This is a genomic window from Cronobacter sp. 153480017-3 (assembly GCF_053627815.1).
The window spans coordinates 244648-262533 of record NZ_JBSEYN010000002.1 but is presented as its reverse complement, the minus strand read 5'-3'; the positions used below and the strand labels follow the sequence as shown (position 1 = coordinate 262533).

Here is a 17886-nt window from a genome sequence, read left to right as displayed (position 1 = left end):
AGGACATTTGTTATGCGATTCATCAAATTATTAAGCGCGCTGCTGGTACTTGCCGGTAGCCTGTTCTTTATGCCTCATGCGAAGGCGTCCTGTACGGCCCCCATGATGCCGTATACGGTTTCAGTCGCGTATGTCGCCGTTTCCAGTACGTTACCGGTCGGCGCAACCATACCAGGCACTGACGAGCTCGTGAGTATTCACGGGTCCTGCAACGGCTATTCAGGCCAGCCGATCATCGCCTGCTACTATGGCAGCGGCAACGAAGTGTCCGGAATGCCGGGCGTTTACGAAACAGGCGTGGAAGGTATCGGCATTTCGCTGATGAATGATAAAGGCCAGCGCATCATCGGCGGCGGGGTCGGTTGCGACACGCGTAATACACCGCTGGGCTATGTCTCCACCGATGGCAACAATACGTTCGACTTCACCGTGACGCTTGCGCTCGTCAAAACGTCGACAACGATCTATAGCGGGTCGCTTGAACAGGCGCAAACGGTATTCGGCGTAGGGGTTTACAACCAGACCGGGATTGGCGCACCCAATACCATCGCTTACGCAGGCGACATAACCTATAAAACCGTCACCTGTTCCGTCGATCGTAACAATCTCAGCGTCACTCTCGGCAACGTGCCGGCCAGCGTGTTTACAGGCGTGGGCAGCAGCTCGGGCTGGAGCAGCTTTGAGGTCAACGCCACCTGCAACGATCCGGTACAAGTTGGAGTGAAAGTCTCCAGCGCCAATGGCTACGCATCCACCGAGCCATCCGTGATTAATCTCACTTCCGAACCCGGCGTCGCCAGCGGCATAGGCGTTCAGATGACGCTTTTTGGGCAAAACATCGATTTTGACCATTACACCTTTGTTGCCTCATTGAGGCCGAACTCAACGCTCAATATCCCGTTTGCTGTTCAGTACTATCAAACTGCCGACACCGTGACGCCGGGCGTTGCAAACGCCGTCGCGACCATTACCGTGTCTTACCGGTAGGAGCCCCGTGATGAAAAAGTTACTGCTGCTGATAATGTTTGCGCTTGGCGCACACCGGGCACTGGCCGACGATATCAACCTGCAGGTTAACGGGGCGATTATTGCCAGTGCCTGCGATGTGGAAAGTGCCAGCAAAAACAAAACGGTCGATATGGGGATCGCGACTGCTGACGCGTTTTCACAACCCTCTACTTATGGCCCCTGGGTACCGTTTGAACTAAGCGTGATGAACTGCCCCGTGGCCACCACGGCCGTTGATGCGACATTTTCCGGCGAACTGGATCCGACTAACAGTACGGCTTACAGGAGCACCGGAACCGGCAAAGGGCTGGCATTACAACTGGTTGACGGTAAAAACAATATGTACATGTTACCCGGTGGCGATAAATACACCGAAACGGTGGACGAGGCCACGCACAGCGCCACGTTTCAGCTGCGCGCACGCTATGTCCGTACCACAGAGCCGCTGGTACCCGGCACGTTTGAAAGCGCCGTACAGGTGACGTTTACTTACCGGTAAGCGTTGCGTCGACGGGCGGGCGCGCCCTTGCGGCCCGTTGCCGGACGTTTTGCAGGCGCCTTTTTGATTAACGCCTCTGGCGCTTCGGGCTGTTCAATCGCAAACACCGGCAGCGCGTCCAGCAGCCGCTTGCCGTAGGATTTAGTGAGCAGGCGGCGGTCATAAATCACCACTTCGCCCCAGCAGCTATGGCTGCGGATAAGCCGCCCCACCTGCTGTATGAGGTTGAACGACGCCGCGGGCAGGCTTTGCACTTCAAACGGATAGCGGTTGAGGCTTTTCAGCCATTCGCCCTCTGTGACCACCACCGGGCTGTCCACCGGCGGAAAGGCGATTTTATGAATGTGCACCTGGCTTAGCAGCTCGCCTTTGAGATCAAGCCCCTCGGCAAACGACTGCAACCCCACCAGCACGCTCGCCTCGCCCTGCTCGATTTTTTTGCGGTGTAGCTCGACAAGCCGGTAGCGCGGCTGATCGCCCTGCACCAGCAGGCCGAGGCGCAGGTCAGGCACAAAGGACAAAAAGGTCTGCATCGCGCGGTTACTGGCGAACAGCACCAGCATCCCTTTGTGCTCGCCCTTTTTATATTCCGCGCGGAAATAGGCCGCCATCTCGGCGAGGTGCGCCTCTTCATGCTCCATCAGCGGCTCATGGCGCAGGCGCGGGATCACAAGTTTGCCCTGCTCAATATGATTAAACGGCGAATCAAGCGTCACGAAGCGGTCGCCTGCTTTATCGCGCAGGCCGCTCATCTCCTGCAGCCGCGCGAAGCTGTTCAGCGATCGCAGCGTGGCGGAGGTCACCACCACGTGCGGCACCTGCCGCCAGATGAGTTTTTCCAGTTGATCGCTGACGCGAATGCCCACGCAGTGGAAGAAAATATGCGGCTGCCCTTCGCGGGTTTCGCGCGTCACCCATTTCGAGACCGGCGCGCCGGAGGCGTGCGCCAGCGAGGCGAGCCGCCAGAGCTTGCTTTGCGCTTCAAAGTGGCCGAGCGCGCGGTTCATCTGCAACAGCACCCGGTGCAGGCGCACAATGTCGTGGCTGCCGGTTTTTTCGCTGAGATCGTTTAAGAACAGTTCCGCCAGCCCGCGCAGGTTTTCGGTGAGCTTCGCCAGCCGCTCGCAGATTTCCATCACCTCCTGCGGCAGTTCGCCCATTGGGAAGCGAAACTCGCTCTCCTCGCCCGGCGGCAGCAGCAGCCCGACGATACGGTTCATGCTGGCGACCAGCTCGTAGACTTCTTCGCAGTGATTGTTAAGCCGCTCCGGCGTGGAGAGCGGCGGCACAGTTTTGGGCCGGAATTGCTCAAGGCAGGTGGCGACAAGCTTACAAAAGAGATCGAGCTGCAACCGCGTCCAGGGCGCGCTGATGTCGGCGCTCATCTCCAGCGCGTCGCGGGCGACGTCCGGCAGATGGTGGCCTTCATCAAGCACCAGCAGCAGATGTTTTGGCTCCGGCAGAACGGATTCGCTCTCCAGCGCCGCCATCACCAGCGCATGGTTGGCGACCACCACTTCCGCCTCCTGAATCTCACGGCGCGCCACAAAGAACGGGCATTCACGGTAGTAATGGCAGTTGCGGTTCAGGCAGCTCGCTTTATCGGTGCTGAGCCGCGACCAGAGGTTATCGTCAATCGCCTGGTCGGTGTGATCGCGAAGGCCATCCCACTTGTAGCTGTCGAGATCGGCTTTGAGCTTCGCGCAGCGCTGCTGCTCCTCTTTGCTGTTGGGCGTCAGCTCATCGTCAAGAAACGCCAGCAGATCGCCCTGCGAGGCGCTGTCGGTGGAGAGCGCCGCGAGGTTGCGCGGGCAGACGTAACGCCCGCGCCCGAAGGCGGCGGTGAAGCGCAGTTCAGGGATGATTTTGCGCAGCAACGGCAGATCTTTACTGAAGATCTGATCCTGCAACGCCACGTTGGCGGTGCTAACCACCAGCGTTTTTTGCTCTTCGCGGGCGATGGCGATACCGGGGATCAGATACGAGAGCGTTTTGCCAACGCCGGTCGGTGCCTCGATAGCCAGATGCCGCCCTTCATCGCCGCCGAGGGTTTTCGCCACTTCCGCAATCATCTGCCGCTGCGGGGCGCGGGGAATGAAGTCCGGAATTTGCTGCTGAAGCGCCTTATACCAGGCGGCGATTTGCGATTTCTGCGCGGCGGTTAATGCCATCTGAAGCCCTGAAATACTGTATAAACAGCCACTATTGTGGCACTTTTCCACCGCCAGCTGAACCTTTTTTTACCCGCGCGGCAGGAGCCGATTCGCAAGACAGATCACAAATTATCGTCACGCTAATCATAAATCGCGGGTCATTCATTGACCGAATACCAGGCGGGTGTTAGGTTTTTTAACATTGCATTGTGCTTGTTACCGTTCGGCGGGCAAAACCTGAATGCAGCCCCGGGAAATTCCCTGGCGTCTGTATTTATGTTTTGCCCGTTTTTGCTTTCAGGAGTCGGCGATGATCATTAAGCAAATCCTTAATAATAATGTCGTCAGCGCCGTCGACGAACGCGGCCAGGAAGTGATTGTCACCGGCCGTGGGCTCGGTTTTAACGCCCGCGTGGGCGAAACGGTCAATAGTAGTCACATTGAGAAAACGTTTCGTCTGCATGACGATACCGTCTCGGCGCGCTTTAAAGTTTTGCTGGATGAAATACCGGTAGAAATCGTTCAGCTCACTGATGATATTGTCGCACTGGCGCGCCAGACGCCCGGCATCAAATTAAGCGAAGGCATTTATGTCACGCTCGCCGATCATCTTTTTTACGCCATTGAGCGCCGCCAGAAAGGCATTGAAATCGCCAACCCGTTACAGTGGGAAGTGCGACATTTTTATCAGGAAGAATACGCCATCGGGCGTCAGGCGCTGGCGCTGATTGCCGCGCGCACCGGCGTGCTGATGCCGGACAGCGAGGCGTGCAGCATCGCGCTGCATATTGTGAACGCCGGGCTTAACGATCCGAAAGGCAAAATCAACGACATTACCCGGCTGATTTATCAGATCCAGAATATTGTAAAATACTGGTTCGCCGTCGGCCCCGATGAACAGTCGCTTAATTACCAGCGCTTTATTACCCACGTGAAATTTTTCGCTCAGCGGGTAATAGAGGGCCAGCGGCTGGAAAACGACGACAGCGAATTATTCGCGATGGTACAGCAGCGGTATAAAAATACCGTGGCGTGCGTGGAAGCCATTAGCGAATTTGTGGAAAAGAATTATCGCCACGCGATGACGCATTCGGAAAAACTCTATTTAACGGTGCATATCGATAATGTCGTACACCGTTTAGCGCATTCCCTTTAGGCTTGTTACTGTTCATTCAGGCAAACCCCAGAGGCAGCAACGTGCCGGTCATCATACCGGCGACTGTTTAATGAAACCGCAGGGTTTCATTCTGGAGAGGAATAGCCATGAACTACCCGCATACCGCCCGCCAGATAATTACCCTTCTCGGCGGCGAGGCGAATATTCTTTCGCTCTATCACTGTATTACCCGCCTGCGTTTTTCGCTGGTCTCGCTTGAAAAGGTCGACCGCACGGCGCTTGAACATCTCGACGGCGTCATGGGCGTCAATCTTTCAGGCGATCAGTTCCAGGTGATTATCGGCAGCGAGGTCGCGCCGCTCTGCCAGGCCATTCTCGCGCAGTTACCGGGGCTCGAGGCTAAAAAAGCAGCCGCGCCGCCAAAGCGCCGCAACCCGGTTTCCGTGGTGCTGGAAGGATTAGCGGGGATCTTCTCGCCGATTATTCCGGCCATCGCCGGCGCGGGGATTCTCAAGGGTGTGCTGTCGCTCTGCCTCGCGCTCGGCTGGGTGCAGGCCAGCAACCAGACGTATCAAATTTTGATGGCGATAAGCGACGGCGTTTTTTTCTTTATGCCACTGGTGCTCGCCTTCAGCGCCGGGAATAAATTCGGTGCCAACCCTTATGTGGCGGTGGCGCTCGCCGCCACGCTGTTTCACCCGACGCTCACCACGCTGCTGAAATCCGGCGCGCCGGTGGCGTTTCTCGGCCTGCCGGTCTCCAGCGTCTCTTACGCCTCGTCGGTGATTCCCATTCTGCTGGCGGTGCTGCTGCTCAGTTATGTCGAGCGGTTTATCGACCGCCTGATGCCCGCCGTGCTGAAAACGATGTTTGTGCCGCTGCTAAGCCTGGTGATTGTCGCGCCGGTTACCCTTATCGCCATTGGCCCGGCCGGTATTCTGCTTGGCAATGCGCTCTCCGGCGGCATCATCTGGCTGGTGGCGAACATGGGCTGGCTGGCGGGGGTTATCGTGGGCGGCACGCTGTCGCTGATGATTATTACCGGTATGCACTACGTGCTGGTGCCGATTGTTATCAACAATATCAGCAAGCTCGGCTACGACCCGTTCAAAATCCTCTTTTATGTCGCCAATATGGGCCAGGCGGGCGCGGCGTTCGGTGTCTTCCTGCGAGCCCGCAATAAAAAAATCAAAACGCTGGCGCTCTCCACGAGCTTCAGCGCCGCGATGGGCATCACCGAGCCTGCGATGTATGGCATCAACATTCGCTTTAAGCGCCCCTTCGCCGCGGCGCTCATCGGCGGTGCCTGCGGCGGCGCGTTTGCGATGGCGCTCGGCGTAAAAACGTACGCCTTCGCCTTAAGCGGCATTCCGGGTATTCCGGCGCTGGTCGGCCCCACGTTCCTGTGGGCGCTGGCGAGCCTGGCGATTGCCTTTTGTGCGGCGGCGGTCATCACCGTAATGCTGGGCTTTGAGGAACCCGCCGAAGCGCCGGCAGAGCCGGAGGTGGTGGCAGGCTTAAGCCCCGTGGCGCTCGCCCGCGAGGAGCAACTCTTCGCGCCGGTGAGTGGCCGTCTCACGCCCCTTTCTTCCCTCAGCGATCCGGTTTTCGCCGATGAAATCTTCGGTAAAGGCATCGCCATCGTGCCCGAGAGCGGCGAGCTGCTCTCGCCGGTGAACGGGCGCATCGAAGCGATTTTCGACAGCAACCATGCGCTGACGCTCAGAAGCGATTGCGGCGCTGAGGTTTTAATTCATATCGGCATCGACACCGTGAAACTTGGCGGTCAGCACTTTACCCGCCACGTGGAGAACGGGGCGTTCGTCGAGGCCGGACAGCCGTTGATTAGCTTTGATCTGGCGGCGCTCAACGCGCTCCACATCGATCCGAGCGTCATTGTTATCGTCACCAATACCGACTGCTACGGCGAGATAAGCCCGTTAAAACAGGGCGACGTGGCACCCCGTGAAGCCTTTTTGAAACTGACCGCCGCGGCGGCTTAAGGGAGAACAGCATGGCCTTTTCCAGAACATTTCCTGAGGATTTTTTGTGGGGCGGCGCGACCGCCGCTAACCAGCTTGAAGGCGCGTGGAACGTCGACGGCAAGGGGCTGTCGGTCTCTGATGTCTACACCTTTGACGTCAGCACGCCCAAAGATCGCTGGCTCGATCAGTGGCTCGGCATGACCCACCGCCAGGTGGCGGAGGCGCAGGACCCTGAGAGCACGAAATATTACCCCAAGCGCAAGGGCAACGATTTCTATCACCGCTACGAAGAAGATATCGCGCTGTTTGCCGAAATGGGCTTTAAATGCTTTCGCATGTCTGTCGCCTGGACGCGCATCTTCCCGCGCGGCGATGAGACCGAACCGAACGAAGCGGGCCTCGCCTTTTACGACCGCGTTTTCGACACGCTAAGAAAGCACAATATCGAGCCGATCGTGTCGCTTTCGCACTACGAAATGCCGCTCGCGCTGGTGACTGATTACGGCGGCTGGCCCAACCGCCAGCTGGTGGATTTTTATGTGCGCTTCGCCACCACCGTCTTCACTCGCTACCGCAAAAAGGTCAAATACTGGATGACCTTCAACGAGATCAACTGCGTGAAGCACCACCCGTACGTCAGCGTCGGCGTGATTGAAGAAGATCACCCGCATCTGGAGCAGGCGAAATATCAGGGCGCGCACCACCAGTTTGTGGCGAGCGCGCTCGCGACCAAAGCGTGTCACGAGATAATCCCCGGCTCGCAGGTGGGCTGCATGATTAGCTACCAGATGCTCTACCCGCACACCTGTCACCCGGACGATTTGCAGGCGTGCGAAGAGGAGCAGCGCGTCTCGCTGTTCTTCAGCGATGTGCAGGCGCGCGGCTACTACCCGGCCTGGACCGAACGCATGTTCGCGGAAAAAAACGTCCGGCTGGAAAAAGCGGTGGGCGACGACGAGATCCTGCGCCTTTATCCGGTCGATTACGTCTCGTTCAGCTATTACATGTCGAGCACCGTCAGCGCGCACCCGGAGCAGCTTGAGGGCGTGACCGGCAATCTCATCACCGGCGGCATTCGCAATCCGTATCTGGCGCAGAGCGACTGGGGCTGGCAGATAGACCCGCAAGGGCTGCGCCTGGCGCTCAACCAGCTTTATGACCGCTACCAGAAGCCGCTGTTTATCGCCGAAAACGGCCTCGGCGCGATAGATACGCCCGCCTCCGACGGCACCATCAACGACGACTACCGCATTGAGTATCTGCGCCAGCATATCGGGCAGATGCAGGAGGCGATTGCCGACGGCGTGAAGCTCTTTGGTTACACCTGGTGGGGGCCGATTGACGTGGTGAGCGCCGGTACCGCGCAGATCTCCAAACGCTACGGTTTTATCTACGTCGATCAGGACGACATGGGCAACGGCACCCAGGCGCGCTCGCGCAAGAAAAGCTTCTACTGGTACAAAAAAGTCATCGCCTCGAACGGCGCGGATCTCAGCGATTAAGGAGCAGACATGGCGATTTTCCCGGATAACTTTTTATGGGGCGGCGCGATTGCCGCCAATCAGGCCGAAGGCGCGTGGAATGCGGACGGCAAAGGGCCGTCCATCGCCGACGTGGTGCGCGGCGGCATCGCCTCCGGCAAACACGACGCGACCATTGACCCGGCGCTTTATTACGCGAGCCACGAGGCCATCGATTTTTATCATCGCTACAAAGAGGATGTGGCGCTGTTCGCCGAAATGGGCTTTAAATGCTTTCGCACGTCGATTGCCTGGTCGCGTATCTTCCCGCGCGGCGATGAGCAGACGCCGAACGAGGCGGGCCTCGCCTTTTACGACGCCCTGTTCGACGAGCTGCTGAAATATGGCATTGAGCCGGTGATTACGCTTTCCCACTACGAAACGCCGCTGGCGCTGTTTGAGGAATACGGCGGCTGGCAGAACCGCGCGCTTATCGATTTCTTCACCCGCTACTGCGAGACGGTGTTTCGCCGCTATCAGCATAAGGTCAAATACTGGATGACCTTTAACGAGCTGAACAACATGAACCGGATGCCGTTCGCCACCGGCGCGGTGGAGGCAGGCGCGTCGCCGCAGGCGATTTACCAGGCCAATCATCACCAGTTTGTCGCCAACGCCCTCGCCAATAAGCTGTGCCATGAGATTATCCCGCAGGCGAAAATCGGCTGCATGTTGTCGTTAAGCACGGTCTACCCGGCCACCTGCAACCCGGATGACGTGTTCGCCACGTATCAGTTGCGCCGCCGTTCGCTGTTTTACGCCGACGTGATGATGCGCGGGCATTATCCGGCCTACGCAACGCGGCTGTTTCGCGATAACGACATTCATCTGGATATTCACCCCGGCGATACCGAACTGCTGGCGCAATACCCTTCGGATTATCTCGGCTTTAGCTATTACCGCAGCGTGCTGCATAAAGCGGGTGCAAAGCTTCGCGTGGACACCGGCGGCGCGATGGGCGAGGACAATCCGTACCTTGAGAAAACCGCCTGGGGCTGGCCGATTGATCCGGTCGGGCTGCGGCTGGTGTGTAATGAGCTGGCCGACCGCTACGAGAAACCGCTGTTTATCGTGGAAAACGGCTACGGCGGTGAGGATATCGCCGATGAAAACGGCGAGTTTAACGACGAGGCGCGCATTCAGTATGGCCGCCAGCATATTCAGGAGATGGCCGAAGCCGTGGCGGACGGCTGCGACATCATGGGATACACCTGGTGGGGGCCGATTGATATCGTGAGCGCCGGCACCGGCGAGATGAAAAAACGTTACGGGTTTATTTATGTCGATAAAGACAACGAGGGCAACGGCACTCTCGCGCGGCGCAGGAAGCGCAGCTTCGCGTGGTATCAGCAGGTGATCGCAAGCAACGGCGAGCGGCTTTAGGGGGCAGGGTTTTCGTAGGGCGGGTAAGCGTAAGCGCACCCGCCGCCAGCGGTGTCATAAATGAAAGGCGTTATCTGCCCTACACGGGGGAACCGCTGGGGCCTCGAATATGCACGCCCGGCTACCCGTTCCGTTCGCCACGACGCTGATTCCCTCTGTCACGTTTACTCACGCGAACGTGTTAAGGGGGCTCGCCGCCGCCCCCTTAACAATCCCGGCTCGCGGCCAAAGGGCAGCCGCAAGGGAAAACCCCCGGCACCGGCGGTGGCTTTTAATTTCCCTGAGGTGGGTGCGCTGCGCTTACCCACCCTACACATGAGATTAACCGCCCGGTTCCGCCGCTTAACCATAAAAAAGGGTGCGCTTGCGCACACCCTTTTTACTCACCGGCCTTGTCAGGCGCTGCTAACACACCCGTGGATTAATCCCCGGCCGCTTTACGCGGCGCGCGACGGGTGCGCGGTTTGTTGCCTGCCGGGCGGTTGCCCTCGCCTGCCGGGCGACGTGAACGTTCACCCGACGGACGATTGCCTTCGCCATCCTGACGACGACCGCGCTCGCCGGACGGGCGGCTGCGTTCGCCGGATGAACGGTTGCCTTCGCCGTTCTGACGACGCGGCTGGCCCTGACCACGACCGCCGCCGCCCTGACCACCGCGTCCGCCGCGGCTCTGGCGACCGTTCACGATAGGCTCCGCCGGGATAGACGGATCCGGCTCGTAGCCCGGAATGGCCATGCGCGGGATCTCGCGCTTCAGCAGACGTTCGATATCGCGCAGCAGCTTATGCTCATCGACACACACCAGCGACAGCGCTTCGCCGGTCGCGGCGGCGCGCCCGGTACGGCCGATACGGTGAACGTAATCTTCCGGCACGTTCGGCAGCTCATAGTTCACCACGTGCGGCAGCTCTTCGATATCCAGACCACGCGCGGCGATATCGGTCGCCACCAGCACGCGAATGCCGCCGGTTTTGAAATCCGCCAGCGCGCGGGTACGGGCGCCCTGGCTCTTGTTACCGTGGATAGCCGCGGCGGTAATGCCATCTTTATTCAGCTGTTCCGCCAGATGGTTAGCGCCGTGTTTGGTACGCGTAAACACCAGCACCTGCTGCCAGTTGCCGTCGCCAATCAGATAAGAAAGCAGCTCCCGCTTGCGTTTTTTATCCACGAAATGCACATGCTGCGTCACCTGCTCAGAGGCGGTGTTGCGGCGCGCCACTTCCACTTCTTCCGGGTTGTGCAGCAATTTTTCCGCGAGCGATTTAATGTCGTCGGAGAAGGTCGCGGAGAACAGCAGGTTCTGACGCTTCGGCGGCAGTTTCGCCAGCACGCGGCGGATATCGTGAATAAAGCCCATGTCCAGCATACGGTCGGCTTCATCCAGCACCAGCACTTCCACCTGGTCAAGCTTCACCGCGTTCTGGTGTTCGAGATCGAGCAGACGGCCCGGCGTTGCGATAAGCACATCCACGCCGCCGCGCAGTTTCATCATCTGCGGGTTGATGCTCACGCCGCCAAACACGACCAGCGAGCGGATGTCGAGATATTTGCTGTATTCGCGCACGTTCTCGCCCACCTGGGCTGCGAGTTCACGCGTCGGGGTCAGGATCAGCGCACGCACCGGGCGACGGCCTTTCGGGTGCGGCTGGTTCGCCGTCAGGCGTTGCAGCAGCGGCAGCGTAAAGCCTGCGGTTTTGCCGGTGCCGGTCTGGGCGCTGGCCATCAAATCTTTGCCTGAAAGCACCACCGGAATGGCCTGGCGCTGGATCGGAGTCGGTTCGTTGTAACCCTGCTCGGCAATGGCGCGCAGGATCTCAGGGCTTAAGCCCAGTGAATCAAAAGACATAGTTATTCCTGACTCGTCCCGACCGCAAAGGGTGTAGTTTCAGGGAGTCTAATGGCCGTCTGGCCGGAGAAGGGACATAAACCACAATGTCGCAGAGGAACGGAGTGTAACAGTTTTTGTGAACTACCGCATAAATTCTCGCGTGTACCTGTGCATCGCGGCTTTTTTCATCTCGACACGCGCACTTTTTGGTCATAAAGTTAATCAATCGATTGATTAACTTTTATGGACCTCATCGATATGTCGCTCTCCGTCACGCCGCCCACTTCGCGCGGCGAACAGGCCAAAGAGAAGCTCATCAGCGCCGCCATTAATCAGTTCGGCGAGTACGGCCTGCACGCCACCACGCGGGATATCGCCGCCGCCGCCGGGCAGAATATTGCCGCCATTCCTTACTACTTTGGCTCAAAAGAAGATCTCTACATGGCCTCGGCGCAGTGGATAGCCGATTTCATCCGCACCCATTTTCAGCCCCACGCCGACGCTGCCGAAGCGCTGCTCCGCGAGCCCAAGCCGTCTCCCGCCGCGATGCGCGCGCTGATTGACGACGCCTGCCGCCAGATGATCCAGTTGATGACTGCCGACGAGACGCTGAGCGTGAGCAAATTTATCTCCCGCGAGCAGCTCTCCCCGTCGCCCGCGTATCAACTGATTCACGAGCAGGTCATCGCGCCGCTGCATCACCACTTTACGCGGCTTATCGCCCGACTGACGGGTGCCGATCCGGAGGCCACCGAAACGGTGCTGCACACCCACGCGCTGATTGGTGAAATCCTCGCATTCCGCCTCGGGCGTGAAACCATTCTGCTGCGCGCCGGCTGGCGCGGGTTCGACGACGACAAAGCCGCGCAGATCCACCGGGTGGTCACGCTGCATATCGACTGGATCCTCGCGGGTCTTTCAGGGAGCCTGAGTGATGAATAAAAAACGCGTCGCGCTACTGGCGCTGGTGGTGGTCATTATCGTTGCGGCTATTGCCGGGTGGCGCTGGTACGCCGCGCGCCACACGCCGCTGACGCTCTACGGCAATGTCGATATTCGTACCGTGAATTTAAGCTTTCGCGTCAGCGGTCGTCTGGCGTCGCTTGCCGTCGATGAAGGCGACGCGGTGCGCGCAGGCCAGCCGCTCGGCGATCTCGACCCGACGCCGCAGCAAAACGCGCTGCGCCAGGCGCAGGCGAACGTCGCCGCCGCGCGCGCCAAATATGATCTTACCGTCGCCGGTTTTCGCGATGAAGAGATAGCCCAGGCCGCCGCCGCGGTGCATCAGGCGCAGGCCGCCTATGACTACGCGCAGAATTTTTACCAGCGTCAGCAGGGGCTGTGGCGCACCAAAGTTATCTCCGCCAACGATCTGGAAAACGCCCGCTCGGCGCGCGATCAGGCGCAGGCGCAGCTGAAATCCGCGCAGGATAAGCTCAGTCAGTACCGCGCCGGTAACCGCCCGCAGGAAATCGCGCAGGCACAGGCGGCCCTTGAACAGGCGCAGGCGGAGCTGGCCCAGGCGCAGCTTAACGCGCAAGACACGCGCCTGGTTTCCCCGTCTGACGGCACCATCCTGACGCGCGCGGTGGAGCCCGGCTCGATGCTCAACGCGGGCAGTACGGTGTTCACGCTCTCGCTGACCCGCCCGGTCTGGGTACGCGCTTACATTGATGAGGTGAATCTGGGCCGCGCCGTACCGGGGAGCAACATTCTGATTTATACCGATGGCCGCCCCGACAAGCCGTACCACGGCCAGATTGGTTTTGTCTCGCCGACCGCCGAGTTCACGCCGAAAACGGTCGAAACCGAAGATCTGCGCACCGATCTGGTCTATCGCCTGCGTATTGTGGTGAACGACGCCGACGACGCGCTGCGCCAGGGAATGCCGGTCACGCTGCGTTTCCAGAATGAGGCGGCGGATGGCAACCGCTAACGACTGTATCGTGCTCGATAGCCTGGTCAAACGCTTTCCGGGCCTCGAGAAACCGGCGCTCGCGCCGCTCAGCGTGACGATCCGCGCAGGCAGCGTCACCGGGCTGGTGGGGCCGGATGGCGCGGGGAAAACCACGCTGATGCGCATCCTCGCGGGGCTGATGCGCCAGGACGACGGCCGCGTGCAGGTGCTCGGGCTGGACCCGATTGCCGAGGAAAACGCGCTGCACGCGGTGCTCGGCTATATGCCGCAAAAATTCGGCCTGTATGAAGATCTCACCGTTCAGGAAAACCTTAATCTGTATGCGGATCTGCGCAGCGTCACTGGCGCGGTGCGTGAGCAGACATTTGCCCGGCTGCTGGAATTTACCGCGCTCGGCCCGTTCACCGGGCGGCTCGCGGGCAAACTCTCCGGGGGCATGAAGCAAAAGCTCGGCCTCGCCTGCACGCTGGTGGGCCAGCCAAAGGTGCTGCTGCTGGATGAACCGGGCGTCGGCGTTGACCCTATATCCCGCCGCGAGCTCTGGCAGATGGTGCATGAGCTCGCGGGCGACGGGATGTTAATTCTCTGGAGTACCTCTTACCTCGATGAAGCCGAGCAGTGCCGCGAGGTGCTATTGATGAATGAAGGCGAGCTGCTGTATCAGGGCGCGCCGCAGGCACTCACCGAGCAAATGGCGGGCCGCAGTCTGCTGCTGCGCCCGGATGACGGTGATAACCGCGCGCTGCTGCGTGAGGTGATGCAGCGCCCGGACGTCGGCGACGCCACCATTCAGGGCGCGGCGGTGCGGGTGATTTTAAAAGAGGGTGCCGATGCAGACGCCCTGCGCGCCCTGCCCGGCGCGACGCTTCGTGAAACCGCGCCGCGCTTTGAGGATGCGTTTATCGATCTGGCGGGCGGCACCGCGCTGCGCGAATCGCCGCTCGGTGCCATTCTGCATGACATTCCCGGCAGCCGCGACGATGTGGTGATTGAGGCGCGCGAACTGACCAAAACCTTCGGCGATTTCACCGCGACCGACCATGTGAATTTTACCGTGCGGCGCGGCGAGATTTTCGGCCTGCTCGGGCCGAACGGCGCGGGCAAATCCACCACCTTTAAGATGATGTGCGGGCTGCTGAAACCAAGCGACGGCCAGGCGCTGGTGCTCGGGCTGGATTTAAAAACCGACTCCGGCAAGGCGCGCCAGCGGCTCGGCTATATGGCGCAGAAGTTTTCGCTATACGGCAATCTGACCGTCGAGCAGAACTTACGTTTCTTCTCCGGCGTCTACGGCTTGCGCGGCCGGGCGCAGCAGGAAAAAATGGCGCGCATGAGCGAGGCGTTCGGGCTTAAAAGCATCGCCAGCCAGCCGACGGACGCGCTCCCGCTCGGCTTTAAGCAGCGCCTGGCCTTAGCCTGCGCCCTGATGCACGAGCCGGATATTCTGTTCCTCGACGAGCCGACTTCCGGCGTCGACCCGCTGACCCGCCGCGAATTCTGGCGACACATCAATAGCATGCCAGAGAAAGGCGTGACGGTGATGGTCACGACCCACTTTATGGATGAGGCGGAGTATTGCGACCGCATCGGGCTTGTCTATCACGGCAAACTTATCGCCAGCGGCACGCCGGACGACTTAAAGCGCCAGGCGGCGCGCGAGGTAAACGACGAGCCGACGATGGAAGAAGCGTTTATTCGCCTTATCGAGGCCTGGGATAAGGAGCACAGCCAATGATGAAACTGCGGCGCGTGCGCGCGCTGTGCGTGAAAGAGACGCGTCAGATCCTGCGCGACCCGAGTAGCTGGCTTATCGCGGTGGTCATTCCCCTGCTGCTGCTGTTTATTTTTGGCTACGGCATTAACCTCGATTCCAGCCGCCTGCATGTCGGCGTCCTGCTGGAGCAGCGCAGCGAAGAGGCGCTCGACTTCACGCACGCCATTACCGCCTCGCCGTTTATCGCCCCGACGGTCAGCGACAACCGCCAGCACCTGATTTCGCTGATGCAGGCCGGGAAAATCCGCGGGCTGGTGGTCATTCCGGTCGATTTCGCGGCGCGGATGGCGCGCCCCGGCGACAGCGCGCCGATTCAGGTGATCACCGACGGCAGCGAACCCAACACCGCCAACTTTGTGCGCGGCTATCTGGAGGGCATCTGGCAGCTCTGGCAGGCCGAGCGCGCGGAGGATCGCGGCGAGACGTTTGAGCCGCTGATTGATGTGCAGCTCCGCTACTGGTTTAACCCAGCGGCGATAAGCCAGCACTTTATTATTCCCGGCGCGGTGACAATCATCATGACGGTTATCGGCGCGATCCTGACCTCACTGGTGGTCGCCCGCGAATGGGAGCGCGGCACTATGGAGGCGCTGCTCTCAACCGAAGTCACGCGCGGCGAACTGCTGCTCTGCAAGCTTATCCCCTACTATTTCCTCGGCATGCTGGCGATGCTGCTCTGTATGCTGGTGTCGGTGTTTATTCTCGGCGTGCCGTATCGCGGCTCGCTGCTGGCGCTCTTTTTCATCTCCAGCCTGTTTCTGCTGAGCACGCTCGGCATGGGGCTGCTTATCTCAACGCTCACCCGCAACCAGTTTAACGCCGCCCAGGTCGCGCTGAACGCGGCGTTTCTGCCCTCGGTCATGCTTTCAGGGTTTATTTTCCAGATAGACAGCATGCCCGCCGTGATCCGCGCGGTGACGTATATTATTCCGGCGCGCTATTTCGTCAGTACGCTGCAAAGCCTGTTTCTCGCGGGCACGCTGCCGGGCGTGCTGCTGATTAACGTGCTGTTTCTGCTGGCTTCCGCCGTGATGTTTATCGGGCTGACGTGGGTGAATACCCGACGCCGCCTCGATTAAGGAGACGCTATGTGGCACCGCTTATGGACGCTTATCCGCAAAGAGTTGCAGTCGCTGCTACGCGAGCCGCAGACGCGCGCGATTCTGATCCTGCCTGTCGTCTTGCAGGTGTTGCTGTTTCCGTTCGCGGCGACGCTTGAGGTGACCAACGCCACCATCGCCATCTATAACCAGGATAAGGGCGCGCACGCGGTGGAGTTGACCCAGCGCTTCGCCCGCGCCAGCGCATTCAGTCACGTGACGTTGCTTAACAGCGAACAGGCGATCCGCCCCACGATTGATGCGCAGAAGGCGTTGCTGGCGATCAACTTTCCACCCGATTTCTCCCGCAAGCTGGCGCGCGGCGAACCCGCACCGCTGCAAATTCTGCTCGACGGGCGCAACTCCAACAGCGCGCAAATCGCGGCTAATTACCTTCAGCAGATCGTCAAAGATTATCAGCAGGAGCTACTCGCAGGCCGCGCGAAGCCCAACAACAGCGAGCTGATTGTGCGTAACTGGTATAACCCGAATCTTGACTACAAATGGTTTGTGGTGCCGTCGCTGATTGCGATGATTACCACTATCGGCGTGATGATTGTGACGTCGCTGTCGGTGGCCCGCGAGCGCGAACAGGGCACGCTCGACCAGTTGTTAGTCTCCCCGCTCGCCACCTGGCAGATTTTCATCGGTAAAGCGGTGCCGGCGCTGATTGTTGCTACCTTTCAGGCCACGATTGTGCTGGCGATTGGTATCTGGGGCTATCAGATCCCGTTCGCCGGGTCGCTTGCGCTCTTTTATTTCACGATGGTGATTTACGGGCTGTCGCTGGTGGGATTCGGGCTTTTGATTTCGGCGCTCTGCTCGACCCAGCAGCAGGCGTTTATCGGGGTGTTTGTCTTTATGATGCCCGCGATTTTACTCTCGGGCTATGTCTCGCCGGTGGAGAATATGCCGGTCTGGCTGCAAAACCTGACGTGGATTAACCCGATCCGGCACTTTACCGATATTACGAAGGCGATTTATCTCAAGGATGCCAGCCTCGATATCATCTGGCATAGCGTGTGGCCGTTGATAGTGATTACGGCCACAACGGGCTTAGCGGCGTATGCCATGTTTCGACGAAAAATTGGCTGAATCGCGCTTGCGCTCTTTGGCGAGCAGTGAAAGCAGCGCCGGCCCGGCCAGGATCACCACACCCGCGAGCGCCAGCAGCAGGTTATTATGCAGGACGCGGGAGAGCAGCCAGAGCGCAATCAGCGCCGCGCCAAAATACCAGGTGGTGGTCAGCTCTTCGAGGAAATCCCCCACCTCGCGCCAGAGACCGTCGTGGTGGCGCTGGAACGCCAGCATCAGCACCACGGTAAGCGCATAAAGCGCGCATAATACCAGGCCGACTTTCACCAGCGACCCGCTCATCCAGCCCATCACCAGCAGGGCCACAACCACCAGATGCAGCATAATCTGCCAGCAGCTCAGGCCCGTCACCACGCGAATATATTGTTGCCACTTCATGGCCGCACTCCTGTGGAATTTTCAACGCATTCTTCAGAGTACCGCAGTTTACGGAAAATTCCGTATCCCCGCCGCTTTTTGTGACTGGGACTACACTTTAAACACATCAGGAGAATAAGAAGTGGCTG

Annotated in this window: 14 protein-coding genes; 11 read left to right on the top strand and 3 right to left on the bottom strand. The window is 59.5% G+C overall.

Translation table 11 applies throughout. The annotated features are described in order from the left end of the window. Positions 1-12: 12 nt before the first annotated feature. Complete coding sequence (locus tag ACUW6V_RS05730) at positions 13-987, top strand: fimbrial protein (RefSeq protein ID WP_097564667.1); 975 nt, start codon at positions 13-15, stop codon at positions 985-987. A 10-nt stretch (positions 988-997) separates the two neighbouring features. Further along, the gene (locus ACUW6V_RS05725; RefSeq protein ID WP_004385900.1) at positions 998-1507 is read left to right on the top strand and encodes a fimbrial protein; all 510 of its coding nucleotides are present in this window, start codon (positions 998-1000) and stop codon (positions 1505-1507) included. Here the strand turns inward: ACUW6V_RS05725 and dinG are convergent. Beyond that, entirely contained in the window at positions 1498-3678 is a 2181-nt protein-coding gene (gene dinG / locus ACUW6V_RS05720; protein WP_007902022.1) for an ATP-dependent DNA helicase DinG, read from the bottom strand. The genes ACUW6V_RS05725 and dinG overlap by 10 nt on opposite strands. A gap of 292 nt (positions 3679-3970) precedes the next feature. On the opposite strand from dinG, the gene licT reads away from it, so the two are divergent. From licT to ACUW6V_RS05700, 4 genes are all read left to right on the top strand, one after another. Then, complete coding sequence (licT, locus tag ACUW6V_RS05715; protein ID WP_007902020.1) at positions 3971-4816, top strand: BglG family transcription antiterminator LicT; 846 nt, start codon at positions 3971-3973, stop codon at positions 4814-4816. Between the two features lie 107 nt (positions 4817-4923). Then, positions 4924-6780: a beta-glucoside-specific PTS transporter subunit IIABC gene (locus ACUW6V_RS05710; RefSeq protein WP_080817887.1), complete on the top strand. Its 1857-nt coding sequence runs from the start codon at positions 4924-4926 to the stop codon at positions 6778-6780. An 11-nt stretch (positions 6781-6791) separates the two neighbouring features. Continuing rightward, entirely contained in the window at positions 6792-8264 is a 1473-nt protein-coding gene (locus ACUW6V_RS05705; RefSeq protein WP_142970119.1) for a glycoside hydrolase family 1 protein, read from the top strand. Positions 8265-8273: 9 nt separating this feature from the next. Continuing rightward, entirely contained in the window at positions 8274-9665 is a 1392-nt protein-coding gene (locus ACUW6V_RS05700) for a glycoside hydrolase family 1 protein (RefSeq protein WP_097582044.1), read from the top strand. A gap of 421 nt (positions 9666-10086) precedes the next feature. On the opposite strand, the gene rhlE is transcribed toward ACUW6V_RS05700, so the two are convergent. Continuing rightward, positions 10087-11511: an ATP-dependent RNA helicase RhlE gene (rhlE, locus tag ACUW6V_RS05695; protein ID WP_097649000.1), complete on the bottom strand. Its 1425-nt coding sequence runs from the start codon at positions 11509-11511 to the stop codon at positions 10087-10089. 225 nt (positions 11512-11736) lie between these two features. Here rhlE and cecR point away from each other — a divergent pair, with 225 nt between their 5' ends. The 5 genes from cecR to ACUW6V_RS05670 are packed head-to-tail and all read left to right on the top strand — an operon-like array spanning position 11737 to position 17380. Then, a complete protein-coding gene (cecR, locus tag ACUW6V_RS05690; RefSeq protein ID WP_004387027.1) occupies positions 11737-12435 on the top strand; it encodes a transcriptional regulator CecR in 699 nt (232 codons plus the stop codon). After that, positions 12428-13429: a secretion protein HlyD gene (gene hlyD, locus ACUW6V_RS05685; protein ID WP_454038113.1), complete on the top strand. Its 1002-nt coding sequence runs from the start codon at positions 12428-12430 to the stop codon at positions 13427-13429. Before cecR ends, hlyD begins: the two co-directional genes overlap by 8 nt. Further along, complete coding sequence (locus ACUW6V_RS05680; protein ID WP_454038112.1) at positions 13416-15146, top strand: ATP-binding cassette domain-containing protein; 1731 nt, start codon at positions 13416-13418, stop codon at positions 15144-15146. The genes hlyD and ACUW6V_RS05680 overlap by 14 nt, the downstream gene beginning before the upstream one ends. After that, positions 15143-16264 carry an ABC transporter permease gene (locus ACUW6V_RS05675; RefSeq protein WP_454038111.1) on the top strand — a complete coding sequence of 374 codons (1122 nt, stop codon included), beginning with the start codon at positions 15143-15145 and terminating at the stop codon, positions 16262-16264. The genes ACUW6V_RS05680 and ACUW6V_RS05675 overlap by 4 nt, the downstream gene beginning before the upstream one ends. Before the next feature lie 9 nt (positions 16265-16273). Next, complete coding sequence (locus ACUW6V_RS05670; protein WP_104658670.1) at positions 16274-17380, top strand: ABC transporter permease; 1107 nt, start codon at positions 16274-16276, stop codon at positions 17378-17380. Here the strand turns inward: ACUW6V_RS05670 and ACUW6V_RS05665 are convergent. Continuing rightward, entirely contained in the window at positions 17342-17758 is a 417-nt protein-coding gene (locus tag ACUW6V_RS05665) for a YbhQ family protein (protein WP_109995630.1), read from the bottom strand. The genes ACUW6V_RS05670 and ACUW6V_RS05665 overlap by 39 nt on opposite strands. Between the last annotated feature and the right edge of the window lie 128 nt (positions 17759-17886).

Excerpts from the sequence above, each read along its gene's own strand:
- ACUW6V_RS05730 (WP_097564667.1), top strand. The coding sequence starts at position 13 with ATGCGATTCATCAAATTATTAAGCGCGCTGCTGGTACTTGCCGGTAGC.
- ACUW6V_RS05725 (WP_004385900.1), top strand. The coding sequence starts at position 998 with ATGAAAAAGTTACTGCTGCTGATAATGTTTGCGCTTGGCGCACACCGG.
- dinG (WP_007902022.1), bottom strand. The coding sequence starts at position 3,678 with ATGGCATTAACCGCCGCGCAGAAATCGCAAATCGCCGCCTGGTATAAG.
- licT (WP_007902020.1), top strand. The coding sequence starts at position 3,971 with ATGATCATTAAGCAAATCCTTAATAATAATGTCGTCAGCGCCGTCGAC.
- ACUW6V_RS05710 (WP_080817887.1), top strand. The coding sequence starts at position 4,924 with ATGAACTACCCGCATACCGCCCGCCAGATAATTACCCTTCTCGGCGGC.
- ACUW6V_RS05705 (WP_142970119.1), top strand. The coding sequence starts at position 6,792 with ATGGCCTTTTCCAGAACATTTCCTGAGGATTTTTTGTGGGGCGGCGCG.
- ACUW6V_RS05700 (WP_097582044.1), top strand. The coding sequence starts at position 8,274 with ATGGCGATTTTCCCGGATAACTTTTTATGGGGCGGCGCGATTGCCGCC.
- rhlE (WP_097649000.1), bottom strand. The coding sequence starts at position 11,511 with ATGTCTTTTGATTCACTGGGCTTAAGCCCTGAGATCCTGCGCGCCATT.
- cecR (WP_004387027.1), top strand. The coding sequence starts at position 11,737 with ATGGACCTCATCGATATGTCGCTCTCCGTCACGCCGCCCACTTCGCGC.
- hlyD (WP_454038113.1), top strand. The coding sequence starts at position 12,428 with ATGAATAAAAAACGCGTCGCGCTACTGGCGCTGGTGGTGGTCATTATC.
- ACUW6V_RS05680 (WP_454038112.1), top strand. The coding sequence starts at position 13,416 with ATGGCAACCGCTAACGACTGTATCGTGCTCGATAGCCTGGTCAAACGC.
- ACUW6V_RS05675 (WP_454038111.1), top strand. The coding sequence starts at position 15,143 with ATGATGAAACTGCGGCGCGTGCGCGCGCTGTGCGTGAAAGAGACGCGT.
- ACUW6V_RS05670 (WP_104658670.1), top strand. The coding sequence starts at position 16,274 with ATGTGGCACCGCTTATGGACGCTTATCCGCAAAGAGTTGCAGTCGCTG.
- ACUW6V_RS05665 (WP_109995630.1), bottom strand. The coding sequence starts at position 17,758 with ATGAAGTGGCAACAATATATTCGCGTGGTGACGGGCCTGAGCTGCTGG.